The 26,004-nt window shown below is 42.6% G+C and carries 18 protein-coding genes and 1 pseudogene; 10 read left to right on the top strand and 9 right to left on the bottom strand.

Going from position 1 to position 26,004, the window contains the following annotated elements; translation table 11 throughout:
- Positions 1-28 precede the first annotated feature (28 nt).
- Positions 29-376 carry an HU family DNA-binding protein gene (locus D1136_RS08210; protein WP_161877151.1) on the bottom strand — a complete coding sequence of 116 codons (348 nt, stop codon included), beginning with the start codon at positions 374-376 and terminating at the stop codon, positions 29-31.
- 255 nt (positions 377-631) lie between these two features.
- Here D1136_RS08210 and D1136_RS08205 point away from each other — a divergent pair, with 255 nt between their 5' ends.
- The 3 genes from D1136_RS08205 (at position 632) to D1136_RS08195 (ending at position 3,034) form a co-directional block, all read left to right on the top strand.
- The gene (locus D1136_RS08205) at positions 632-1,078 is read left to right on the top strand and encodes a single-stranded DNA-binding protein (RefSeq protein ID WP_161877187.1); all 447 of its coding nucleotides are present in this window, start codon (positions 632-634) and stop codon (positions 1,076-1,078) included.
- Between the two features lie 107 nt (positions 1,079-1,185).
- Positions 1,186-2,481, top strand: a complete 1,296-nt coding sequence (gene gldE / locus D1136_RS08200; RefSeq protein ID WP_161877150.1) for a gliding motility-associated protein GldE — start codon at positions 1,186-1,188, stop codon at positions 2,479-2,481.
- The gene (locus D1136_RS08195; protein WP_161877149.1) at positions 2,468-3,034 is read left to right on the top strand and encodes a gliding motility lipoprotein GldD; all 567 of its coding nucleotides are present in this window, start codon (positions 2,468-2,470) and stop codon (positions 3,032-3,034) included. Before gldE ends, D1136_RS08195 begins: the two co-directional genes overlap by 14 nt.
- Here D1136_RS08195 and D1136_RS08190 read toward each other — a convergent pair whose 3' ends face one another.
- Positions 3,035-4,597, bottom strand: a complete 1,563-nt coding sequence (locus D1136_RS08190) for an alkaline phosphatase family protein (RefSeq protein WP_161877148.1) — start codon at positions 4,595-4,597, stop codon at positions 3,035-3,037. It lies immediately after the preceding gene.
- Positions 4,598-4,826: 229 nt separating this feature from the next.
- Here D1136_RS08190 and D1136_RS08185 point away from each other — a divergent pair, with 229 nt between their 5' ends.
- Together D1136_RS08185 and D1136_RS08180 are read left to right on the top strand one after the other, a co-directional pair.
- Positions 4,827-5,459 (top strand): hypothetical protein, encoded by a 633-nt coding sequence (locus D1136_RS08185; protein ID WP_237567027.1) that lies wholly within the window; start codon positions 4,827-4,829, stop codon positions 5,457-5,459.
- 23 nt (positions 5,460-5,482) lie between these two features.
- Entirely contained in the window at positions 5,483-5,953 is a 471-nt protein-coding gene (locus D1136_RS08180) for an Lrp/AsnC ligand binding domain-containing protein (RefSeq protein WP_161877147.1), read from the top strand.
- 110 nt (positions 5,954-6,063) lie between these two features.
- Here D1136_RS08180 and D1136_RS08175 read toward each other — a convergent pair whose 3' ends face one another.
- Complete coding sequence (locus D1136_RS08175) at positions 6,064-8,550, bottom strand: ATP-dependent Clp protease ATP-binding subunit (protein ID WP_161877146.1); 2,487 nt, start codon at positions 8,548-8,550, stop codon at positions 6,064-6,066.
- An 82-nt stretch (positions 8,551-8,632) separates the two neighbouring features.
- The gene (gene ligA, locus D1136_RS08170; RefSeq protein WP_161877145.1) at positions 8,633-11,131 is read right to left on the bottom strand and encodes an NAD-dependent DNA ligase LigA; all 2,499 of its coding nucleotides are present in this window, start codon (positions 11,129-11,131) and stop codon (positions 8,633-8,635) included.
- Between the two features lie 167 nt (positions 11,132-11,298).
- Here ligA and D1136_RS08165 point away from each other — a divergent pair, with 167 nt between their 5' ends.
- A complete protein-coding gene (locus D1136_RS08165) occupies positions 11,299-14,256 on the top strand; it encodes a hypothetical protein (protein ID WP_161877144.1) in 2,958 nt (985 codons plus the stop codon).
- A 23-nt stretch (positions 14,257-14,279) separates the two neighbouring features.
- On the opposite strand, the gene D1136_RS08160 is transcribed toward D1136_RS08165, so the two are convergent.
- Entirely contained in the window at positions 14,280-14,951 is a 672-nt protein-coding gene (locus tag D1136_RS08160) for a hypothetical protein (RefSeq protein WP_161877143.1), read from the bottom strand.
- Between the two features lie 226 nt (positions 14,952-15,177).
- Here D1136_RS08160 and D1136_RS08155 point away from each other — a divergent pair, with 226 nt between their 5' ends.
- Positions 15,178-16,527 (top strand): hypothetical protein, encoded by a 1,350-nt coding sequence (locus D1136_RS08155; RefSeq protein ID WP_161877142.1) that lies wholly within the window; start codon positions 15,178-15,180, stop codon positions 16,525-16,527.
- Positions 16,528-16,628: 101 nt separating this feature from the next.
- Here D1136_RS08155 and D1136_RS08150 read toward each other — a convergent pair whose 3' ends face one another.
- The 4 genes from D1136_RS08150 to D1136_RS08135 form a co-directional block, all read right to left on the bottom strand.
- Entirely contained in the window at positions 16,629-17,921 is a 1,293-nt protein-coding gene (locus D1136_RS08150) for a cysteate synthase (RefSeq protein WP_370461325.1), read from the bottom strand.
- Positions 17,922-18,017: 96 nt separating this feature from the next.
- Positions 18,018-18,752 carry a glycosyltransferase gene (locus tag D1136_RS08145; protein ID WP_161877141.1) on the bottom strand — a complete coding sequence of 245 codons (735 nt, stop codon included), beginning with the start codon at positions 18,750-18,752 and terminating at the stop codon, positions 18,018-18,020.
- Positions 18,731-19,498, bottom strand: a complete 768-nt coding sequence (locus D1136_RS08140) for a bifunctional 2-polyprenyl-6-hydroxyphenol methylase/3-demethylubiquinol 3-O-methyltransferase UbiG (protein ID WP_161877140.1) — start codon at positions 19,496-19,498, stop codon at positions 18,731-18,733. The genes D1136_RS08145 and D1136_RS08140 overlap by 22 nt, the downstream gene beginning before the upstream one ends.
- A 3-nt stretch (positions 19,499-19,501) precedes the next feature.
- Positions 19,502-22,537 (bottom strand): tetratricopeptide repeat protein, encoded by a 3,036-nt coding sequence (locus D1136_RS08135; RefSeq protein WP_161877139.1) that lies wholly within the window; start codon positions 22,535-22,537, stop codon positions 19,502-19,504.
- A 356-nt stretch (positions 22,538-22,893) separates the two neighbouring features.
- Here D1136_RS08135 and dnaK point away from each other — a divergent pair, with 356 nt between their 5' ends.
- The 3 genes and pseudogenes from dnaK to D1136_RS08120 form a co-directional block, all read left to right on the top strand.
- Positions 22,894-24,813: a molecular chaperone DnaK gene (gene dnaK, locus D1136_RS08130; protein WP_161877138.1), complete on the top strand. Its 1,920-nt coding sequence runs from the start codon at positions 22,894-22,896 to the stop codon at positions 24,811-24,813.
- 218 nt (positions 24,814-25,031) lie between these two features.
- Entirely contained in the window at positions 25,032-25,592 is a 561-nt protein-coding gene (locus tag D1136_RS08125; RefSeq protein ID WP_161877137.1) for a helix-turn-helix domain-containing protein, read from the top strand.
- Positions 25,589-25,984, top strand: a pseudogene (locus D1136_RS08120) (Arm DNA-binding domain-containing protein); the annotation flags it as partial. The gene D1136_RS08125 and the pseudogene D1136_RS08120, both read left to right, overlap by 4 nt.
- Positions 25,985-26,004 lie beyond the last annotated feature (20 nt).

The raw sequence follows: 26,004 nt of genomic DNA, 5'->3' as shown, positions 1-26,004 counted from the left end.
TTACCGCTTGGCATAAATTCCTCCTTTCTTATTTTTTAACATTACCCTTAACCTCATTAACAAAACTCTTGGACGGTTTGAATGAAGGAATAAAATGTTCAGGGATTTTGATAGTCACGTTTTTGGAAATATTACGGGCTGTTTTTTCAGCTCTTTTTTTCACAACAAAACTACCGAAACCTCTCAAGTACACATTCTTACCCTCAACAACGGAATTTTTAATTGATTCCATAAAAGCCTCCACGGTAGCCTGAACAGCTACTTTCTCGATCCCAGTCGTTCTCGAAATTTCGTTAACAATATCTGCTTTTGTCATTTTCTTTAAATATTTAATATTCAATAATTTATTTCTATTTTCTTGTTTTTCAGTCTGCAAATATAAGGCTTTTCTATTAAGAATAAAAAAATCACGATGATTTTTGTCATTTTTTTCTGATTCGGATTTTTTTCCTTAATTTCGCTCAATCAATTGAAGTAAATCATACTACCCTCAAAAAAATCTCAGATTCAGCCATTGGGAAACGAGGATTTTTTTGTAACTTGTGTAATATTGAGAAAAAGAAAATTTTAAGGATCGCGTTGCAATCAAATCCGGGTGTATGTAATTCATTTTATAAACGTTAACAGAAAAATTATGGTCAATAAAGTAATATTAATCGGAAATGTCGGTGCCGAACCCGAAGTCAGGTACTTAGACGGTGGAGTTGCAGTAGCCAATCTCCGGCTGGCAACTACTGAAAGATACAAAAATAAAAACGGCGAAAACGTCGATCAAACCGAATGGCATAACATCGTATTGTGGAGAGGGCTGGCGGAAATTGTGGAAAAATATGTTCATAAAGGAATGCGTCTTTATATAGAAGGCCGCATCCGGACCCGTTCATGGGACGACCAGAACGGGGTAAAGAGATATACCACCGAGATTTATGCAGATAACATGCAGATGCTCTCCGCCAGACAGGACGGTGACAATAATACCACTGTCCCCCGTTACAGTGCTCCGGCCAATACAGCATCTGCTCCGGCCACAACCGGACCAGCAGCAGAACCGGACGACAACGACGATCTGCCATTTTAATCTAAATAAAAAATTCTAAGCTATAGGCTAAAGTTATCCCGAACGGTTACTCTTTATCCTATAGTTTAGCCTAAAGGCTTTATATTGTTTAATTAATTTCTTTCATTTTGGAAACAGACGGTTATGACGCGGTGACTTCACTATTCCGCGGTACTTTTGATGTTCTGGATATTGTATTCATTATCATTCTCCTTTTTTTATTGCTATGCTCGGCTCTGGTCTCCGGCTCGGAAGTTGCCTACTTTTCGCTTACTCCCGCAGAACTGGATAAATTACGGGAAAAAAGATATGAAAAAGTCATTCATCTCCATCAAAAGCCCAATCTCCTGCTATCAACCATATTAATCACCAACAATTTTGTCAATGTAGGAATTGTTATACTTTCCACTTATCTGGTGAATACTTTATTTGATTTCTCCGGCTATCCTATTCTGGGTTTCATCATACAAGTGATTGTCGTTACTTTCCTCATCCTGCTTTTCGGGGAAATCATGCCCAAATTGTATGCCAATCGCTCACAAATGCGCGTAGCTATCCTAATGGCAGCCCCTTTAACTTTTCTGACTTACTTGTTTCGTCCCTTATCTCTGCTCCTGATCCGGTCGACTTCTATTATCAGTAAACGGATAGCAAAAAAAGACGGACTATCCATCGACCAGTTGTCAAAAGCCCTGGAATTGACCCAGGACGCGGAACTGAATGAGGAAAAAGAAATTCTGGAAGGTATTGTCCGGTTCAGCAATATTGACGCCATCGACATTATTTGCCCCCGCATCAATATTATAGGTCTGGAGATTGAAGATAGTTTTGAACAAGTCCGCAATACCGTCATCGAACACGGCTATTCCCGGCTCCCCGTTTACAGGGAAAATCTGGACACCATCGAAGGCATCCTATATGTCAAGGATTTATTAGCTTATCTGAAAGAATCCAAAGACTTCAAATGGCAAAAATTAATCCGTCCCGCATATTTTGTTCCGGAAACAAAAAAAATAAACGACCTGCTGGAAGAATTCCAGACCAAAAAAGTGCACATGGCTATCATTGTGGATGAATACGGAGGCACTTCCGGCATTGTTACCATGGAAGACATTCTGGAAGAAATTGTCGGTGAAATCAATGACGAATACGATGAAAAAGAAGAGACTTTTACAAAATTACCGGACAATAAATATATTTTTGAAGCCTGTACCCTTCTGAATGATTTTATAAAAATCGTTGATGCCGACCAGGATAGTTTTAAAGACATTGAAGGAGAAGCAGATACCCTCGCAGGACTGATTCTGGAAATAAAAGGCGAATTGCCTGAAAAAAATGAGGTCATTACCTACCAGGGACATCAGTTTACCATACTCGAAGTAGACAACCGGAGGATAAAAAAAATAAAGTATGAGAAAAAATAAAATACTTATTTTGGTTTTCTTTTTTCTGTATGGATGTTCAGAAAAGTACACCCCTAAACCTTACGGATATTTCAGGATAGATTTTCCTGAAAAACAATGGGTACAAACCCCGGACTCCTTACCGTACACCTTTCAGATGGCCGGCACAGCCTATATAGAACATGACCCGGACCCAGACGCAGAAAAAGGATGGATCAACCTGCGCTATCCTCAATACAATGCCCGCATTCACTTATCTTACAAAACCATCAAAGAAGATACCTCACTCACCCATTATCTGGATGATTGCCACCACATGGCCTACACCCACACAATCAAGGCTGAGTCCATCCATGAAAAATATTTCCGGAAACCGTCCGTATTCGGTCTTATCTACTACATCGAAGGAAATACTGCTTCATCAACCCAGTTTTTTGTAACGGATTCCAGCCGTCATTTTTTAAGAGGAGCTCTTTACTTCAACCAACATCCCGACAAAGATTCACTGGCTCCGGTCATTCAATTTTTACGCCAGGACATCGTACAACTCATCGAAACTATACAATTTCCCTGATCATTTCACAGCCGTATAAGGTACAGGAATCTCCATCAAACGGCAAAGAAAGGGCAACAAGGAAGTCATTTCACACTCTCCAGGCAAACCAACGGCTCCGCCTCCATAAAGATAAAGAGGTACTTTGTGCCGTTTACTATAACGGGCAAACTGGTCTTCCGGGTCTTTCAACTCCGGAATCCACGTCGGTTGTAAAGTATATAAAACATCTCCGCTCCTTTTCTGAGAAAAGGAATTTTGAAACAACAACTCTATACCCGAAGAAGAAGCATTGTGAGTCAGGGAATGGGCGGTAACAACCCGGGATACTCCCTCAAACTCAATCATAAAATCAGCTATTTTGTCCTGTATATCCTTCAGTGGAATTTTATTTTTTGCTATCAAAGTCCTGTCTAAATATATCTGGCCCGCATCATAATCCAAAATCCAATCTCCGTCTCCGTACATCAAATTCAAAAAAGATTTCAACAAAGCAACTGCTTTAAAAATACTGAAATATCCTCCGGCTAAACGTATTTTTTCCAATTCTTCCGGCAACAGCTCCCGACTCTCAGAGAAAGTCAGAAATAAAGCATAATTACCCTCCCCAACACAATTATCCAGTTCCGTCAAAAGGCGCTCCATATCTTTGTCCAACCGTAACACCACATCCTGAAACTCCCTGGCATACACACCAAAATCCCGGTTCATATAATCCAGACAAGAAAAATTCAGCATCAGCAAATCAGGATCGTTATCTTTTCCCAATTGCTCAGCACCCATCAATTCCATTGCCAAATCCACCACCATTGTATTCACGTAGGGAGTAGCCTTCAATATACGGTAAGTATCATATTTCCGCTTTGCCTGGGCCAGGTCGTAAAAAAAAACATTAGCTAATCCTATCTTATTCTTCCATCGCAAAGCCGCCGTATTACCCCCCTCATCTCCCAGAGACATCCATCCCCGGCGAACAAAGTAATCGCTTTCCATACGGGCATTATAAACATTCAGCCAACCCGGCAAAGAATCGGCATAATAATCGGAAGAAACCCACTTTCCACTTTTCTCACTCAACCAAAAAGCCATATTGGCACAACTTCCACCACTCAGCACAGCTTCCTCACCATTGACCGAAATACTGTACACCTTAGAAAAAGCATTATTCATTTTCATCGCACACCCCAGAGTCAACGCCTGAAGCCAATCCGGACTAAACCCTTCATCCCCCTCCTCGCCTATCAGCCTGTAATCCTGAGCAACCACATTACTCTGGCGCCTATTACGTAAACGGTCAAACCAGGCATGCGAAATCACCCCATGTTCAGACGGCAGCAATCCCGTATAAATCGTAGCCTGGTCCACCCCCGTCTGAGAAAAAATATAATTATAATCGGCCATAGAAGATTTTCCCTCATTCATGATTCTTCTGAAACCACCTTCAGAAAGCTCATTTTCATAAATGGTAAGCCATTCCGGATAAAACTGGCTGATTGTAATCCCGACAACCAACTTCGGTTTGCTCCCGGCCATAGCAACTATACCACTTATACCCAATAAAAATCCCAATACTATTGCTTTCATACTTTTTCCCCTGACTTCACTTTTAATTTATTATAGCAAAGGTAAATATATTTGGTATTTATATACACGTAAAGATGTATATAAATACCTTATATTTTATCCCTACGGAAGTTTTTTTTCCAAAAACTATAATTTCTTAAAAAAAAAGCTTGACAAATAACAATTTACTACCATTTCCGGACAGACTATCCCATATTGTTTATTATATTTACACCACCAAACAGAATATATGGAAAACATGACCTCATCCAAAGACATACTGGCAGAAAAATTACGGAGTTATATTGCCAAATACGGGATAAACGATTTCAATGAAGAGCGTCTGGAAAAAACCGGACTCACACTGAAAGAACTGAAAGCCAATTTTACAGACCGTCAGGATATGGTCAAAACCGTATTGGAATACGAACGTAAATGTTTTGAAGAAATCTTTAACGAATACAATTTTGAGGGATGGAATGCCATTGATATTATGCTGATGGTAAGTAACGAAATCAATAACCGCTTCTTTAATGTTACCCCGTCAGTAACGATAATCCTATCCAAAGTATTTCCGGACATATTTGAAGAGCATTTGCAAAAAAGATCCGATTTTATCTTTGAAAAAATTAAAATAAACATCGAAAAAGGCATGGAACAAGGCATGTATAAAAAAGACATCTCCAGCGAAATGATTGCCAGAATGTACATTGCCAAATTAAATGATATTCATAATCCCCAAATCTATCCCCCGGAAGGATTTACTTTTGCCACCATTTTCAACAACCTGATTGACAATGTAATCAAGAGCATAACCAATGAAGAGGGAAAAACTTATTACAAACAACGCAAACAACTTTATAGCATACTAAATTTCAGATAATTACCTAACTTAACCTACATACTATGAAATATCAGATTGACGATATTGACCGAAAAATCCTTTCCTATCTTGTCAAAAATGCCAGAGTCCCTTTTCTTGAGATTGCCCGTGAATGCGGTATATCCGGTGCCGCCATCCATCAACGCGTAAAAAAAATGGAAGATGCCGGTATCATTGAAGGCTCACGTTTCATCGTAAAACCACGGGCGCTGGGCTTCAAAATATGTGCTTTCATCGGTGTCATTCTCGACAATGCCTCCCAATACAAAAACGTAGTCAAAGAAATAGAGAAAATACCGGAAGTCATAGAATGTCATTTTATTACAGGCCATTACTCCTTTTTCTTAAAAATCAGATGCAACAGCCATCAGCACCTGATGGATATTCTGATTCATACCCTGCAAGAGATTCCGGGAATCGCCAAAACCGAATCTTTTATCTCTCTGGACCAATTAATTGAAAAACAAATAGACATTTGCCCTGAAGAAAATTAAAAGAATACAGAAAAAGAACAAATCAAGCCTGGAATTCGCTATATCTGTCTATAACATTCCAGGCTTGATTATTTATTCCAACCTCTACCGGTAATCTAAATTTAAACCTCTTATCTGATAACCAGTTTATCGTTTTCTTTATCGCATTCCACCCGCAAAATACCTCCTTCTGACACCTCTCCTTTAATAATCACTTCCGCCAATTCATCTTCGAGATATTTCTGAATTGCCCTTTTTAAAGGACGTGCACCGTATTGCGGATCAAACCCTTTTTCTGTCAGGAAATTCTTTGCCGCTTCCGACACTTCCACCTGATATCCCAATTCATTTACCCGCTTCAATAATCCTTTCAATTCAATATCTATAATCCGGTGGATATCCTCCTTGCTCAAAGAATTAAAAATAATCACATCGTCAATCCGGTTCAGAAACTCGGGGGAGAAAGCATTCTTTAAAGCTTTCTGCACAACATTTTTGGTATAGTCTCCATTTGCAGTATCTGCAGAAACAAACCCGATTCCCCGGCCGAAATCCTTCAACTGGCGGCTACCGATATTGGAAGTCATAATCACAATGGTATTTTTAAAATCCACCTTACGACCCAAACTATCAGTCAACTGACCATCATCCAGCAACTGCAACAGAATATTAAAAACATCCGGATGAGCCTTTTCTATTTCATCCAGCAAAATCACCGAATAAGGTTTACGTCTTACCTTTTCTGTCAATTGCCCTCCTTCCTCATATCCGACATATCCCGGAGGTGCCCCTACCAGACGGGACACGGCAAACTTCTCCATGTACTCGCTCATATCCACCCGAATCAAAGAATCGGCAGTATCAAAAAGATATTTGGCCAATACTTTAGCCAATTGAGTTTTTCCGACTCCAGTAGGTCCAAGGAAAATAAATGAACCTATCGGCCGGTTCGGGTCTTTCAAACCAGCCCTGTTCCGATGGATGGCTCTTACAATCTTCTCAATAGCCTCCTGTTGCCCGATAACACTATCTGCCAATTCCTCCCTCATCTGCAACAACTTCATTCCCTCTGTCTTAGCAATCCGCTTCACCGGCACTCCGGTCATCATGGCCACTACCTCGGCTACACTTTCTTCGTCCACGACCACCCGGTTTTCCCGCAATTCTTTTTGCCATTTTTCCTTTTCCTGTTCCAAATCCGACAACAACTGACGTTCCTCATCCCTAAAGGCAGCAGCAACCTCAAAATTCTGCTGTCTGACAGCCTCTTTCTTTTTCTCTTTGATTTCCTCCGTCGCCCTTTCCAGTTCCTCAATCACCGGCGGAACCACAATGTTGGCAATATGAATACGTGAACCAGCTTCATCTAAAGCATCAATCGCCTTATCCGGCAAAGCCCGGTCCGAAATATACCGCATGGTCAGTTTCACACAAGCCTTAATAGCGGCATCTGTATACCTCACATTGTGATGATCCTCATAACGGGATTTGATATTATTTAATATCTCTACCGTTTCATCAAAAGAAGTCGGTTCCACCAATACCTTCTGAAAACGGCGCTCCAATGCTCCGTCCTTCTCTATATTCTGACGATATTCGTCCAGCGTTGTGGCACCGATACACTGAATCTCTCCCCGTGATAAGGCAGGTTTCAGCATATTGGCTGCATCCAGGCTTCCTCCCGAACCACCAGCTCCTACTATCGTGTGAATCTCATCAATAAATAAAATAATATTTTTATTTTTAGCCAACTCGTTCAAAATAGCCTTCATGCGCTCCTCAAATTGCCCCCGGTATTTCGTTCCGGCAACAATGGAAGCAATATCCAACGCCACCACCCGCTTATCAAACAACACCCGGGAAACCTTTTTCTGCATAATCCGGATCGCCAGCCCCTCTGCAATAGCAGATTTACCCACTCCCGGCTCTCCAATTAAAACCGGATTGTTTTTTTTACGACGACTCAGAATCTGAGCCAGCCGCTCAATCTCCCGGTCACGTCCCACAATCGGGTCTAAAGTCCCTTCTTCAGCAGCTTTGGTTATATCTATCCCGAAATTATCCAATACGGGAGTGTCTGACTTTAAGGGACCACTCTGACGATAAGGATTATAAGTCTCCTCTTCCCCATTGTCATCCTCTTCATCGGATTCCTCTCCAAAGTCAGATTGCATCCGGGTCTTTTCTTTTAACAACTGTTCTTTAAATTTATCGTAATCTACTCCCATCGAATTAAATAATTTGGTTACAAAACCAGCCTGATTGCGAAGCATCGCCAACATCAGATGCTCCGACTCCACTTCCTCATCCCCTAATTTCCAGGCTTCTTCCATGACCCTTTTCAATATACTGTTAGCAGCCAGTGTGAAATCCAGCTTTTCAGGCAATTCCTCCTGCCCTTTTTCTTTCTGTCCGCTTAATTTCTGTTCTATCCTTGCCTTCACCTCATAGAAATCAATGCCTAAAGCAATCAACACATCAATGGCCCACGCCCGCTTCAATCTCAGCATGCCCAAAAACAAGTGTTCCGGAGAAATCTTGTTATTCCCCAAACGCTTAGCCTCTTCACTTGCCAGCACCATGATTTCTTTTAACCTTTTCGTTTCGTTATTCGTCATAATAGCTCTTGTTTCAACATATTTTCTTTTCTGATGTTCATCAGTTAAAGATAACGGTTTCTCATACAGAGAAAACCGGTATTTACATTTTATCCTCTTCCAACAATTTATAAAATTCCTGCTCGGAAATAATTCTTGTCCCCAGTTTCTCCGCCTTCTTCAACTTACTTCCGGCATTCTCTCCTGCCAATAAATAAGTGGTTTTAGATGAAACCGCATCACTTACCTTCCCGCCGGCATTCAAAACCATCTCCTTGAAATACTCCCTCGGCCGGCTCAAAGTGCCTGTAATGACAAAGACAACTCCGCTCAACTGGTCACTTTCTCCTGCCTTCTCTTCTATTTCAGCTTCTACGCCATATTCCATCAGACGTTTCACCAATTGCCTGTTTTCTTCCTTGCCGAAATAGCGCAACAGGCTATTGGCCATTTGCTCACCTATATCCTCCACCTCAATCAATTGCTCATATCCGGCCTCCATCAGGCTGTGCATATTCCTGAAACTTTTTGCCAGATTACAGGAGGCTGTCTCTCCGATATAACGTATTCCCAAGGCATTCAGTAAAGAGGCAAACCCTGCTGATTTGGATTTTTCTATGCCGGCAATCAAATTATCCACCGACTTCTCCTGCATACGGTAAACACTTAATGTATTCAATTTACGTACCAATTTTTCATGTTGAGCAAAAAAAATGGTAATCACCTCAGCCTCAACATCATCTATCCCCTCCACCTTCACCAGCTCTTCCGGCGAAGCAACCGATAACTCATAAATATAATCAAAACGGGCAGCCAGCAAATCCGCCTTATGTCGGTCAATCCCGGAAATATGCAATGCATATATCACATCTCCCAAAGGAATATTATCTGTTTTTCCGGCTTCTTCCAGGCGTATTAATGTTTCATTAAACGGCAACCGGAAATAATCCAATATCCGGTTGGCACTCCCCTCATCCACCCAACGCAACAGCTCCTCCCGCGTAGCCTTTGAATACGCTTCCAGACTACCAAAATATTCCGCAATGCCCTCTGCATTCCGGGCTGAAATATTTTTTAATCCGATTTCAAAAGCATAAATGATTTTTCCCAAAGGAATACTGGTCATTTCAAAATTCTCTGGATAAACGATCTTTTCCAACCCCACCAACTCTTCCCGCCGGAATGGCAGTGTATAAATATCAGCTACATTCCGGATAAACTTTTTGCTCAATAATAAATCTATCGTCTCCTCTCCCATCCCCTCGATATTCATCGCTTTCCGGCCGACAAAATGCTCTATCTTTCCCGCAATCTGGGGAGGACAATGGTCCTCATTCGGACAATAGTGATTCGCTTCCCCTTCTATCCGGATTAATTTCGTCCCGCATTCCGGACAATCAGTAATAAACTTTACCGGCAAAGCTCCCGGCTTGCGTCTTGACTTATTCACTCCCACAATTTTCGGAATAATCTCTCCCCCTTTTTCCACATACACCGTATCATGTTCATGCAAATCCAAGGCCGCTATAATATCCGCATTATGCAAAGAAGCCCGCTTTACAGTCGTCCCTGCAAGATGTACAGGTTCGAGATTGGCCACCGGCGTAATACTCCCGGTACGCCCCACCTGATAAACCACGTCAATCAAAGGAGTTGCCTCCTGTTCCGCCTTGAACTTAAAAGCAATGGCCCAACGCGGAGACTTAGCCGTATATCCCAGCAAGTGCTGCTTTTCTATATCATTTACCTTAATAACAATTCCGTCTATGGGTACCGGCAAATTTTTCCGTTCTGAATCCCAATAAGTGATAAAATTCCAGACTTCTTCAAAAGAATTCGCCAAACAAAGATAGGGAGGAATATGAAATCCCCATTCCTTAGCTTTCATCAAATTCCCGTAGTGAGTGGACGCCGGCGTCGCTTCCCCGGGAATATAATATAAAAAACAATCCAATTGCCGCTTAGCCACCTGAGCGGAATTCTGCAATTTCAATGTCCCCGCCGCAGCATTCCGGGGATTGGCAAACAAAGGTTCTCCAGCCCCGGCCTTTTCCTGATTAAGCCGGTTAAAAGTAGAAAAAGGCATTAAAATTTCCCCCCGGATTTCAAACTCAGACGGACAATCCCCATGCAACTTCAAAGGGATGGTTCGAATCGTACGGACATTGGCCGTCACATCATCTCCCCGTACTCCATCACCCCGTGTCACAGCCTGAGTCAGTTCTCCGTTTGTATAAGTAAGGCTGATGGAAGTCCCGTCATATTTCAATTCACATACATATTGCACACCCTCCCCGGCAACTTTTCTCACCCGCTGGTCAAACTCCCGTAACTCCTGTTCACTGTAAGTATTGCCCAAAGACAACATCGGATACTTGTGCAATACCTGAACGAATTCCCGGTTAATATCCTGTCCTACCCGCTGGGTGGGAGAATTCGGATCGTACAATTCCGGATAAGCCGCTTCCAGTCCCTCCAATTCATGCATCCATTCATCAAACTTCTGATCTGAGATCTCAGGTGCATTCTCAATATAATATTTATAATTATGGTATTCCAGAATTTTGCGCAATTCTGCTATTCTATCCTGATCCGTCTGCATATTCTCCTTGTTATTATAGGGCAAAGGTACTGAAAGTTTTCCAAAATGTTTGTGTCATTTCTTCTGGCAGATTCCTAAAAAACAAATTCGCATAAAAAATTTAAAAATCTCATTTTTTATAAATTAATACCCTATCTTTAATTTCTCAAAAAATAAAGAGTCTGTCCATGAAGAAACAAGTTTTTCTACTATTGATACCTTTCTTGTTATCACTTTCCGGGTCAGCTCAATTTATTAATTTCGGCCAGGACCGTGCTGCATTACGCTGGAAACAAATTAAAACAGACCAGTTTCAGATCATCTATCCGGATTTTTTTGAAAAGAATGCCCAGCGTATGGCCAATATTTACCAACAATTATATACTCACTCGCACACATCGGGCATTCATCCCCGGAAAATAGCGATGGTCGTCCACGCAGACGGAGGCGTTTCCAATGGGAACGTTGCTTTAGTCCCCCGAAAAAGTGAACTTTACGTTCTTCCTCCGCAAAATCCCACCGACACCTGGCTGGAACACCTGTGTACCCATGAATTCCGCCACGTCATGCAATTGGATAAAGTGAATCAGGGAACCACGAAAGGATTATCCTATATATTCGGTGAACTGTTTCCCATTGCCGTAGTAGGCCTATACATTCCGATGTGGTTCATGGAAGGAGATGCGGTAGCTTACGAAACCTCCGTCGGCCGAATCGGCCGGGGACGTTCCCCGGAATTTCTCAATGAAATGAAAGCTCAGATTCTGGAAAAAGGAATTTATAATTATTCCAAAGCCGTACTCGGTTCCTATAAAGATTTTGTTCCCAACCGATACACAATGGGATATTTCATGACGGCAAACGCCCGCATCAACTATGGCCCGGACATCTGGAACAAAGCCTTAACCCGGACAGGAAACCGTCCCTTCGGTATTACTCCCTTTGCCAAAAGTTTAAAACAGACCATGCAAGGACAACGGGACAGCCTCTGGCAAGACTCCGCATTCCGTTCTCTTTTCCTGCATCCGGAGAAAGTAAAAGCGTCCAATACCTATCCCGATGCCAAACGCACCCTTTACAGAGACAATTTCAGCGAACTGCAAAAAATCTGGAAACAGGAAACAGACACTCAAAACTCCCTTTTTGATACAATTCCTACCCGTAACAAGTACTACACGAACTATTACTACCCCACTCCCGCCGACAGCAACAACGTGATTGCATACAAACAGGGATTGCAGGAAACCGGAGCTTTTGTACAACTGCAAAATGGCAAAGAAAAACGACTTACACGGACAGGTCTTCCGGACGACTATAAATTCGCTGTTCAAAACAACCAAATCGTATGGAGTGAATATTATCCCCACCTTCGCTGGGAGCAAGGCGGACGCATACGATTAAGTTCCTACCATTTAAAAAAACGGCAATACATCCGTTATAAAGGCCGGCACAACCAACTTGCCCCCTTTCCGGTTGACGGCTGTTGGGGATTTGTGGAAATTAACCGCCAGAATGAAGCCGCCATCGTCATTACCGACTCTTCTTTACGCCGGGAGCTGTGGCGGTTTCCGGCACAAACAGATGAACTGTTTATTCATCCTTCTTATGCAAACGGAAAAATTTTCACCATTGTGCAATCTTCACAAGGATTACGTATAGAAGAAATAGATATACTCACCCGTCAGCGCCGTCCTCTCACTTCATCCGTATACTACGAACTGGACAACCCGATTCTCCGGGACAGTGTGCTTTACTACCGGGCTTCCTATAACGGCAATAATGCTTTCTATCAACATCATCCTCAAACACCGTTTTTCCTATTGGGCAGTCCGTACGGGGTACGTTTCCCGGCTATTGAGCCGCACAACAATACATTGTATTTTTCCTTTTACACGGCTGATGGTTATAAACCCGGATGTACCCCACTCTCCAACCTTTCACTCCAAACGTCGGAATTAAAAAGTTTCCCTTTAGCCGAAGCCATCAGCACACAAGAAAACTGGCATTTGACTCCAGAGAATGACTCTGTTTTCATTAGCCGGAAATATTCCAAGCCTACCCATCTGGTTAACATTCACAGCTGGGGACCACTTTTCATCGACCTCTATGAAATGGAAGTGGACTTAGGAGCGGTCATTTATTCCCAGAATAAACTCAGCACCCTCTCTTTTACCGCAGGATATGTCCGCCAGTCCGGTTATGTACACGGAGCCGGGATATTCAACGCCACTTACAGCGGGTGGTGGCCCATCTTTGAAGTAAACCTACAAACCGGCCGGGATAATTTCAATCATACACTCAACAGCTATAATTACCAAACCGACAGCACCGAAATCCTCTACCTTTGCAATAAAGCCCTCCGCTCCTCTGCCGACGTGACTGTCCGCTTACCTTTCAATTTATCGGTCAAACAATACAAACGCACCTTACAACCTTATTTCCGCTACAAAACGGAAAGCCTCCACCGGATTCGTCCTCAACAGATTTACCGGGTACATCAGGAAGGAGCAATAAACTGGCTCTATCCCACCAATAAAGAATTTTACAAAATCCAAACATCGCCCCGGGCTTACCATCTGGTGGAATACGGTATCAGTTTCAATAACCAAACCCGAATGACAGAACAAGAAATAAATCCCCGTTGGGGACAACGTCTGTCGGCAGGATATACCCAATCGCTGAAAAAAAGCATAAATTTAGGAAACCAATGGTGGAGCGAGGTCTCTCTCTACTTTCCCGGTCTTTTCACGAACCACTCCCTGTCTCTTTACGGTGGTTTTCAACACATGTCCGCCCACATCCGGAATTACGGCAGTAAAATCCTTTATCCCCGGGGTACCGACTTATACGGATATGAGATGTCTACCTTCAGGTCTGGCTACAAATTCCCTCTCTTATTTCCGGACTGGAGCATCAGTTCCCTGATTTATCTGAAAAGCATAGAGGTTGGTTTATTCTATGATTGGGGTAGCGCCAAAAACAATATAAAGCAATCGACCTATTCTTCCTATGGCATGGAACTGACCACCGATACCCATTTTTTCCGTCTCACCTATCCCATCCACCTGGGAATCCGTACCGGCTATGAAAATCAAAACAAAAAACTGTTTGCCGAATTACTTTTTTCCATTGGATTGAGTATATAAATATCAGCTTCCGCACCCATCCGTCAATGACAAGGAACATAAAGGGAATCATCCCTCGGGATAATCAAGACCGGCGTACGGGCATACTTCCGGAAAAGACGCAGCACATACGGGAAATAAAAAGAAAAAATACGAAAAGGACGCATAATCAGAACCACACCACCATTACTTTCCTGAAAAGTCCTTTTCAGGTTTTTTTCAAAACTCCCTTCCGGAAAAGTCCTGGCATACCGGGCTCCAGATTTCTGAAGAATATTCTCTATAAAGGCCAGATTATTTTTCACCATAAAAGCAATATGCTCATCTTTCTCTTCAGGCACAACCAGTTCAACCTGACATTCCCGGTCATTACGCTGCAAAAAATTCGCCCACACAACCTTCTCTTTATTCTCCTGCGAATACCCAACCGGTACTTTCAGGTGATGGTATACCCCCGGCATATCCTTTCGATGGACTATCATACAAGGCTTATTCAGTGCATAAACATATTGCATCAGTCTCCGGAATTTAAATACGGTACGCTCAAAAACACAAAATACAGTATCCTGTCCTGCCAAACTGGCAATAGCTTCCGGGAACTGCGGTACCTTCTCATACCTCAGATGCAAATGATAAATCTGCATCAACGCCTCTGCCGGCCCGGAAACTTCCGATTCAGTTTCCCTGTAAAATGCAACAATGCCATAATCACCCATAGCTTAAAACCTTAACACATGATTATTCAAAATTAGTAAAACAAGGTCACAAATAAATGTTCTCCCGAAACTTTTTTATTATCCCATAATAAATCGCCTGTTATGCCTCTTTGTTATAAGGCTAATTTTTCATAATTTTATAATATCCTAACCACTGGAAGTGCTTGTCTCCTATTCCCGAAGAGGAATGTACCTGAATTGTTTTTCATCTTAAATCTACATTATCATGAAACGTTTTATCATACCGATGTATGCACTCATATTGCTTGGGTGTCATCACTCTATGGATTCCTGGCCATCAGACGGAGACAAACCGGAAGTAGCCATGTTTGTCAGAACCCGTAATCTTTCAGGAATAAACGGCTTACCGTCAAATTATCAATTTTTCGTCTACGATAAAACACTCGGCACCACTGCCCGTTACGAAGTCAATCCGGACAAAGACAACAACCTGCATGTCAAATTATTCCCGGGGGCATATACCGGCTACTGCGTTACCAATGCATCCGACGAAACGGTTTGGGAATATACGGCACAAACCACGCCGGACCGGATTTATCTGAAATCGCAAACCAGTACACACGGAACAGAAGAACCCAGGGATTATTTACTCGGCCAGACTGACTTCGAAGTAAATGAAAGCGGCGGAGAAGTTATTTTCGACCTCAACCGTAAAGTAGGCATGCTGAAAGTAATCATCGAAAACATCCCGGAATGGTTAAACGATTTACAAATCAATCTCTCCGGCATACCACAAAAAATGAATCTGGAAGGAGAATACACAGGCAAATACACCATCACTAAAAAAATATCTCCTCCGGATAAAAACGGCATTTCGGAAACTTCCATCTTGCTTTTTCCCCCCCAACAACAAACCGGCCTGACACTATCTTCTGAATCCTTGGTGTTCATTACTCCTGAACACCCCATTGAATCCGTTTCTGCTAACCGCACAACTGAAATCAAAGCTATTTTTCAGGGAGAAATGGATAAATTACAGGTAGATATGAACACCAGACTCATAGATTGGGATAGTCGGAATATAAAAGAACCCGACTGGAATATTGATTTACCACAAGGGCCATGCAGTGGCTCCGGTAACGGAACTAACCTGGTTTTAAATCCGGGATTTGAAAAAGAATTTACAGAATCGGTTCCCGCCGACTGGAAATTAGACAATAGCGGCGACACTAAACGGGTAATCCGGGTAACCTCACCCGTAAAAGAAGGAAATTATGCCGTACGTCTGGAAGGTAAGACCTATCTTTATCAAGATATAACAATCAGCGGAGGTACATGTTACCAACTGAAAATGTTTGTCAATGCCAGACAAAGTAATGTAAAATGGAGACACTGGTACACCTGGATGAAAGGAAGCACTAATCTGAAATCCGATGCCATACGTAGCTCTTCCTATCAATATGCAACCGAAGGATTCACTGATGTTTTTCAAGGCCAGATTTTCCGGGCACCTGCCGAAGCAAATAAACTACGAATAGAAATAAGGACCTACATGGAACCTGTTGCCGGAGAAGGTCTCTATGTAGACGGAATAAGTGTTGAACCCGTCAACTAATTATCCGTCTGCCAACCAGAACTCCATCTTGACAAAAAAAAAGTGCCGGAAAAATTTCCGGCACTTTACATAGAAGTAAAAAATATCTTTCTATTCCGTAATCATACAAACAATCCCATAACGGTCTCACGGATAATTTCAGGGTCTTCATCAACCGAAAACACACAATCCGGTTTCTTATACACCAATTCATGCTCACTCTTAAAACGACCGATTCCCCCACCTGTAATATTCAGCATAATCACCGCATCTTTTTCTACCGCCTTTTGTTCTATCGCTTGCTTTAAAGAAGCCACCGCAACGGCAGCAGCAGGTTCAATATCAATACCCTCCGCCTTTTCAAACAATGTCAAAGCCCAGGCCGTCTCCTCATTCGTTACAGCAAACACATCCCCCCCGGTTTCAGTCAAAGCATCAAATAATCCTCCTTTTAAAGAATAAGGCGGTTTACGGTTGGATAATACCTTTGCACTGATAACTTCCGCCTGACGACGGGCAACATCGTCATCCACTGGAAGTAAACTCCGCGAACCGGCCTTCCAGGCATCATACATCGGAGTAAACGGAATATTCTGAGAAACCATTAATTTCATCAGATTATTTCCATACCGGCCATCCGCAATAAAACGTTTATTGGCTTCCCAGGCAGCAATAGCACCCGTTCCGCTTCCGACAGCCTGGAAATAATAATCCGGAATCCTGCCGATAGTAGTCACTGCCGACAATACGGTCGTTCCCATCCCATCCCGGCGAGCTACATTTTTCGCCCCACCCTCCGGATAAAACTGCTCCAATTCACAAACCACATTGGACAAGTGAATCGCATCGAAATAATCACTTCCTTTCGAAGTAACCACTAATTTCACACAAGAATCCAAAGGTTGTGCAGACCACATAGCCTCCAGGCAATCTTCAGGAACACACAACAACAGTGGGATCTTATTTTCCGAGCATACCCTGGCAAAAGCTCTGGCCGTGTTTCCGGCAGAAGCCACCACCATAACCTTATCACTGTTCGCATTAACCCGGGCACAAACGGAATAAGCCTCACATTCTTTGAAAGCCCCTGTTTCCATCCAAGCCCCTATCTCAGGCCAATATCCGTTAAACGTAATATACAAATTGGATAATCCGAATTCCCTGGCAAGTCCTTCACTTTTATAAGTGACCGGTGCACCGGACCCTTTCAGCACTCTGCAAACCGGCAACCAATCCGAATATTTATACAGACCAGGCAGATTTTCCTTCACTTCCAATTGTTTCTTGGCGTAATTGGCAAAAATCAAAGCCGCACCATCCCGGTTAGGACAATCCAGTTCCCACTTCTCGTCTACAAACTTTGTTCCGCAACAACGGGATTCCAGAATATAATCAGTTTTTTCCAATGTATTCACTTCGGTACAATTTACAACTTATAGTTTACAAAAATAAGTCATTTTAAATTTCTGAATTTAGGTATAAATACTACTTTTATCCTTTCTTCCCTATTTTCAGATTTTATACCTGAAATACATTTTCCACAATTGTACAGGCATGCTCCAAAGATGAACAAAACGAATCCGGCTGTCTCCCTGCTCTTGCCAGACATTCAAAGGAACCTCGCATATAACGCTGTTGTAATCCGGATAGCTGTTTCGGATTCTCAACAAAATTTCCACATCAAACAGCCATTTCGACAGAAAAGGTCTTTCAAAGGCCAACTCAGCCATATCACACCTGAAAATCTTAGCACCGCACTGGGTATCATAAGCATTCAAACGAAACAAGACCGCAATGACAGTCGCAAACAGCCTCCCCATATAATGACGAAGCAAACGGCGCTCTATTTGCACCCCCATCCGTTGAATCCGGGACCCCATTACCATCCCTATCCTTTCCTCATTTTCCAAAACATCCGCCAACCTGCGGATTTCCTCCAATGGGGTTGCCAGATCGGCGTCAGCAAAACCGATTCTCCGATATTGTTTTAAAGCCAGCATCCGAAGGACTCCGGTTCTGACAGCCTCTGCCTTACCCCGGTTACACTCATAACTGACACCATACACTCTCCCGGGAAACTCCCGACTCAATCTCTCAATCATATCACGGGTTCCGTCCGTACTGCCGTCATTTACACAACAAAAATCAATATCAGGCTCCCGTTTCAAAAAACGGACAAAAGCGTCCGTCTTAAAACGTTCCGATTCATTATAACAAGGAATAACTATACAGGTTCTTTCTTGCATAAAACATAATTTGATAATCCCGGCAAGCCGATACCCATTTTGCGAAAGAATTTTCCAATACGATAATCCATTGTCAAAACCCAGCAGAGTACCCCGGTCAACATTTTACCACCTTTCCATTCCACTAACCCTGTTGTTCCTTTACCTTCCGAAATCCATTTTTCTTTGAGACGTTGTAAAAACCGTGGCAGCAACAACGTAAAATAAAAATACCCGGATTGCCTGTTTTCCAGCCGGACTTTACACAACAGGTCTTTCAATTGTCCTAAACAATACCTTCTGTAATGTCCTAAAAAACGGTCGTGAGAAGTATATAATCCCTGAAAGGCAGGAACAGTAATCAGCAAATACGTATCTTTCGTCACAAAAGGAGAATCCAGCAATTGATTCAGAAAAAGCAAAGGGTCTTCTATATGCTCCAACACATCAAGCAGCAGAATAACATCCACCTGCTGATTTTCAGCAGCAAAAGCCTTCAAATCATTATATACGCTGATATTTTTCTGTTTCTGATTTAAAAACGTAACCTCCTCTTCCGTAAAAGCTATATCCACACAAAAAAAGCAGCTCTCCGGATAATACTGCGACAAACATTCTTCCAGAAACAAATCCCCGCAACCAATATCCAGTATATTGGCAACACCATCTATCGTTCCCCGGAGAATATCCGCAATCACCTTTCCCCTGGATATCTCCCAGGGATGCCGGCTTAAACAATCTATCCGATGTCTTTCCTTCAGATCCATATCCTATTTTTTCTGTAACTTCAAAGCTTCGGCATTCCCCGGGTCCAGTTTCAGAGCCTGTTCAACAGCCCACTGCATAGTTTCCCGGTCCTGGATCCTTTCAGCATACATAGCCCTCAATACAAACAATTCCGCATCCCGGTGAACAGGCTGTAACTGTCTCAGCAACAATGCAGTCTCTGCCAGTTTATTTTGCTGAAGGAACATTCGGAGCTTTACCTTATAAATAGGAAGATAAGAAGGCTGCACCTGTATCATCTCTTTCAATATTTCCTCCGCCTGATCGTATTTCTCCGCCCTGCACCAGGCATCGGCCATAGCCACCTGGGTGCTGACCGCATTCTTAATCCTTAAAGCCTTTTGATACATAGCCACCGCCTGGGTATAATTCCCCGTCTGCTTAAAAATATCCCCGGCCAATACCAAAGCACGGTCATATTTAGGACGAATAGACAGGATTTTGTTCAAATCCCGGATGGCAGCAGAATAATCATGAGTAGAATAATAAATGGTAGCACGTAAAAAATAAGCATCTACGGAAGATGAATTTTCCGCCAGCATTTTATTTACTGACTCAAAAGCCGCATTGTAATCTTTCAGATTCAGATTGATCAAAGCTGATATATACAAAGCCTCATTCAGAGAAGGATGTAATTGCAAAGCCCGGGCCACAGCCTCTTTCCCTTTATCCATATTTCCCACCATATAATACAACTTTGCCATTCTCCCCCATACTTCTTCTTCATCCTGATGATTTTGTATATATTCCTCAAAAACCTCCAAAGCTTTTCCAGGTTGTTTTTCTTTCTCCAACTGATAACCTTCCAGTCCCGCTTTGGATTGCCGCTGCAAGACACAAGAAACCGGATAACCGTCAACCAATGGAGAGTACAAATTACCTGCCGGAGGGAAAAGCCCGTTCTGCAACTGAAAACGGTTAATATACACATTCCCGAAAATAGCATAATCCCACTCTTTGGCATGCTTCTCGTAATAACGGGTATAAACCACCTGTATATTGGTATCTTTCCGGAAATAATAATCCAACGGTCCCTGAGTAACGATTATAGTTTTCCGGTCCGCAGGTAAAGTCGGAAGAATGTTCTTTTTAAACCAGTCGGCAGATTGCTTCAAAGAATTAAAATAATAATCGGTCTCGTAATTACCATAAGCCCCTTTCAACCCTCCCGCCAATTCATTAAAATACACATATTCATTAGGATGGTTCTTCACAGCATGCGCTACAGGCAGACTGAACAAGACCACAAAGAGAACCGTACACCCTATTTTCAAGGGTATTTTCGTCGAGTTTATCATTTGCGTCCAAAACCGGCCGGCAATAACCACCATCGGAGGCATAACAAACAACAAATGACGGATACCGCCATACAAATTCGAGTTTTTATAAACGACCCAAAATACCGGAAAAATAACAGCAAAAAGGAAAAAATAAGCCATCAAGGAAAACTCTTTCCTCCGCCACAACAGATAAACGATATAACCGAAAAAACCCGATACGGTCACCAGCGGCATACCTATACATAAATATTTCGGAGCATATTCCCAAGGCAACATATTGGACATCATCTGTTTACCGTCAAAAATAGTACGAAGTCCGATACTATAGTTGGTAAACCTCTCCAACGAATACAACACATTGGTAAAAGGTTTCTGCAAAGCGAAAGGCCACAAACTAATAGCCAACAGATAACTGACAACCACAACAAACAACATCACACTGATGGTGCGTCCCGTCAGATTCATATATTTCCGAAGTTTATAGCATTCCTTTATCCCGACATACCGGATATAAAACAAACCGGCATACATAAAAAACATAGGATAGAGAATCAAGCCACCGGACCGGGTTCCCAATGCCAAAGCAATTCCCGCCACTACACCCACAATATGACGAAACCTAAAATAAGGGAAATAGTCAAAAAAACGAATCGTATAATACAGGGCAACCATGTAACCGACAGCGAAAGGAATATCTTTTAGGTTATTCATACTATGCCCGAAAAAACGGGGAGTAAAAAACATAAGCAGCAATGTCACCAAACCACAAAACCCTCCCCCCCAGCGCAAACCGGCTAAACCGGCTACCAGTATACCCAAAGCCCCTACAATCCCTCCAATCATATGCCGTACTTCATGATACTGGTCTATGTCAAACCATCGGCAAATTGCTCCGGCAACAACCTGCACCGAATTGCCATACAAATGCAAAGCTGTCTTCGGCTGATACAAGGCCGTAGTATCTCCTTCAGCAAAGTAATCCAACACATACCCCACATGCCGGTGGTCCACAAATTCATCTCCGGTTACTCCATAGTCCCGACTCACCCAAGGCATATAAAAAAAAGAAAAGCAGGAAAACAGCACAAATAAAAAACGGAAAACCATATCCCGTTTCATTTTGCCCTCTGTCTTCAAAAAAGACTTAAAAAATTCCCCGGAAGTGAGATACCGGAGAGGAAGTCTGAAAAAATACCGGAATCCTAAAAGCTTCCGGGTAAACTGAGTTTTTACAGGAGAGGTTACTCCGCAAGCATAAGGCAGCCCTTTAAAAACTACTCCTCCAACCTGTTGCAAAGAATAAGCAACAGCGGTTATAAAAGAGGCCAGGTCTTCTCCGGCATAAGCTCGTTCCATCCACTTTCTGTGAACTATCAGAAAAGGAGAAACCAATACATCAGCCTCCACTTGCCCATAATTCCGGTAAACCGCTCCACCCCAGGTTTTTGCCGCAATATGACTGCAATATCCCACCTCCTGATGAAGACATTCTCTGTTATAGAGAGAAACCAAAGATTTGACGGCAGAAAAATCCAGCCGGTCCAGGTCCAACAATAGAATCAGTTCAGCCGAAGTATCCGACAAGACCTTTGCAAACCGGGCCTGGGTGACTTTCCCTTCCAACACATGCACTTCACAATTGTCCGGAAATTTTTCCAAATAATCCGTATTTTTGCATTGGGCCGAGTATGCCATCACGCACACCGTTTGCTTTATTTCATCTTTTGTCATCTTTGCCATTCTATCATTTCTTAAATCCCCGGCACGCACCGTTTCCCACAAGAATCTTTTGCCAAAGATACATAATTGAATATATATTTCAAACCATCCTTTCCATTATGACTCTCCTTTCTAAATATAAGACTCCGTTGTTCCCACCCGTTTTACGCCATCTTCTGATACTGACGTTCTGGCAGATTTCATGTCATAACCATTCTTGTTTTTTACAAAAAACCGCCATTTTTACAAAAAAAATCTTGTTCCCTCCGCTGGCACGCCATTTGATAAAAAATAAATGGATTTGAACTAAAACCTCAAACCCACCAAAAACGAATAACAAATAAAATTGAATAGTAAGTAAATAAAATAATTAAATTATGGGAAAAATAATTGGAATTGACTTAGGAACTACCAACTCATGCGTTGCCGTAATGGAAGGTAACGAACCGGTAGTAATACCAAACAGCGAAGGTCGGCGTACCACCCCTTCTATCGTAGCATTTGTAGACAACGGCGAACGGAAAGTCGGAGACCCTGCTAAACGTCAGGCCATCACCAATCCGAAAAAAACTATATATTCCATCAAACGTTTCATGGGTGAAACATTCGACCAGGTACAAAACGAAATTAACCGTGTCGCTTATGAAGTAGTCAGAGGTGACAACAATACTCCCCGCGTAGTAATTGACAACCGTCAATATTCCCCGCAGGAAATCTCAGCCATGATTCTCCAGAAAATGAAGAAAACGGCAGAAGACTACCTGGGTCAGGAAGTCAGCGAGGCGGTAATCACTGTTCCTGCCTACTTTAACGATGCCCAGCGTCAGGCAACCAAAGAAGCCGGTGAGATTGCAGGCCTAAACGTAAAACGTATTATCAACGAACCGACGGCTGCCGCTTTGGCATACGGACTGGATAAAAAATCACAAGACCAGAAGATTGCAGTATTCGACTTAGGTGGCGGTACCTTCGATATTTCTATTCTGGAACTCGGAGACGGCGTGTTTGAGGTAAAATCTACCAACGGCGATACTCACCTGGGAGGTGATGACTTCGATGACAAAATCATCAACTGGCTGGCAGATGAATTTCAAAAAGACGAAGGTGTGGACATCCGCAAAGACCCGATGGCTCACCAGCGCCTGAAAGAAGCAGCCGAAAAAGCAAAAATCGAATTATCAAGTTCCACTTCTACCGAAATCAACTTACCGTATATCTTCCCGGTTGACGGTATTCCAAAACACTTGGTACGTACCTTGACCCGGGCCCAGTTCGAACAATTGTGCGACAGTCTGATTCAGGCAACCATTGAACCTTGCCGAAAAGCATTGCAGGATGCAAACCTGAAAGCTTCTGACATCGATGAAGTGATCCTGGTGGGTGGTTCTACCCGTATTCCGGCGGTTCAGCAAAAAGTTCAGGAATTTTTCGGTAAAGCCCCTTCCAAAGGAGTAAACCCCGACGAAGTAGTAGCTGTCGGCGCCGCTATCCAGGGCGGTGTTCTGACCGGAGAAGTAAAGGATGTATTGTTGCTGGACGTGACACCGCTCTCATTGGGTATAGAAACCTTAGGCGGAGTAATGACCAAACTGATTGAGGCCAACACTACCATTCCGACCAAAAAATCGGAGGTATTCTCTACTGCCGCGGACAATCAGCCATCTGTAGAAATTCATATTCTCCAGGGTGAACGTCCCATGGCAAAAGACAACAAGACTATCGGCCGTTTCCATCTCGACAGCATACCGCCAGCACCGCGCGGAGTTCCTCAGATTGAAGTAACCTTCGACATCGACGCCAACGGCATCCTGAACGTTTCTGCCAAAGACAAAGCTACCGGTAAAGAACAATCTATCCGGATTGAAGCCTCTTCCGGTCTGTCAGATGCAGAAATCAAACGAATGAAAGATGAAGCTACTGCCAATGCCGCTGCCGACCAACAAGAAAAAGAGAAAATAGATACAATCAACAAAGCAGACTCTATGATTTTCCAGACTGAAAAACAGTTGAAAGAATTCGGAGACAAACTGCCAGCCGACAAAAAGGCACCAATTGAATCTGCTCTCCAGGAACTGAAAGACGCTCACAAAAATCAGGATGTTGCTGCTATCAATGCCGCTATAGATAAACTGAACAATGTCTTCCAGGCTGCCTCCCAGGAAATGTACAACGCCCAGGCTCAACAACAGCAAGCCGGCACACAACAAGGACCGCAAGGCAACCCGAACGCCGGACAGACTAACAACGGAGGCAAGGACCAGGAGGTAACTGATGTTGATTTCGAGGAAGTGAAGTAAGTATCGGTAAACAACGATAATTATAGATAGAAATATAGGGTGTAGCTCAATGAGTTATGCCCTATTTCTTTTTTACATCACCTTTCTTTGACTTTGCTTGTTATTCGGATTTTTATTGTATATTTGTACCATAATTGTACCGACACTTAAAAGTAGATAATGTGACACTTATAAAAATGTTGGTATTGAGAATGAGAAATATAAGTAAAAAGTGAATTATGCCAGCAGCAAAATTTGAAATAACACGTCAATGCAAGGTTTGTGGAGAGACCTTTGTGGCTAAAACCATTGAATCGTGGTATTGCTCTCCCAAATGTTCCAAAATTGCGTGGAAAAGGCGTAAGGATGAAGAACAGAGATTGCAAAGGTTAGACGAAGTGGTTAAGAAGATACCCAAGTCCAAAGAGTATATCACGGTCTCTGAAGCATACGCTTTGTTTGGCATAAGCAAAGAAACTCTTTATCGCTTGATTCGTAAGGGTACAATTCCAAGCGTGAATGCCGGAGAAAGGCAAACATTATTATCAAAAGAAGAACTGATGAAACTCTATCCGCTCCGAAAGAAAACTCTCACAAAGCCAAAGCCTATCGCCAAGTTATATAGTTTGGAACCAAAAGACTGTTATACCATTGGAGAGATTACAGAGAAGTTTCTTGTGAATGAAAGTACAGTTTATCTCCATATACGCAAATACTCTATCCCTACCCGACAGATAGGTAACTTTATGTATGTACCCAAGAAAGAAATTGATAACTTATATAAAGGTATGAAGCGATGAAGAAAGCATTAGTCAATACACGAGTGTCGGTAAAGCTCCGTAAGTCTGAATATCGTGATGAGTGGTATCTTTATGTGGAATCTTATCCTGTGTTCCAATCCGGGAAAGATACTCCGCAAAGAGTTCGTGAATATCTCAATCGTACTATTACGACACCTATTTGGGATAAGTCACGTAATGCACGGACTAATGCCGAAGGTAAAACCACTTATAAGCCAAAGCGAGATCTGAATGGTATTATACAATGTAAGTCCCAATTGGATCAAGAATCATGTATCTATGCCGATAAAGTCAGAAGCCTACGGCAAAAGGAATATGATAATGCGGCTCTTTATGCTGATACCGATGCTGAACAGGCAGAGCAGTTAGAACGCTCCAGAAGTAATCTTCTATTCATGAATTGACTGAACCT

The organism is Odoribacter sp. Z80 (assembly GCF_009935865.1).
Taxonomy (GTDB): Bacteria; Bacteroidota; Bacteroidia; order Bacteroidales; family Marinifilaceae; genus Odoribacter.
This window is presented reverse-complemented; position numbering and strand designations above follow the sequence as displayed.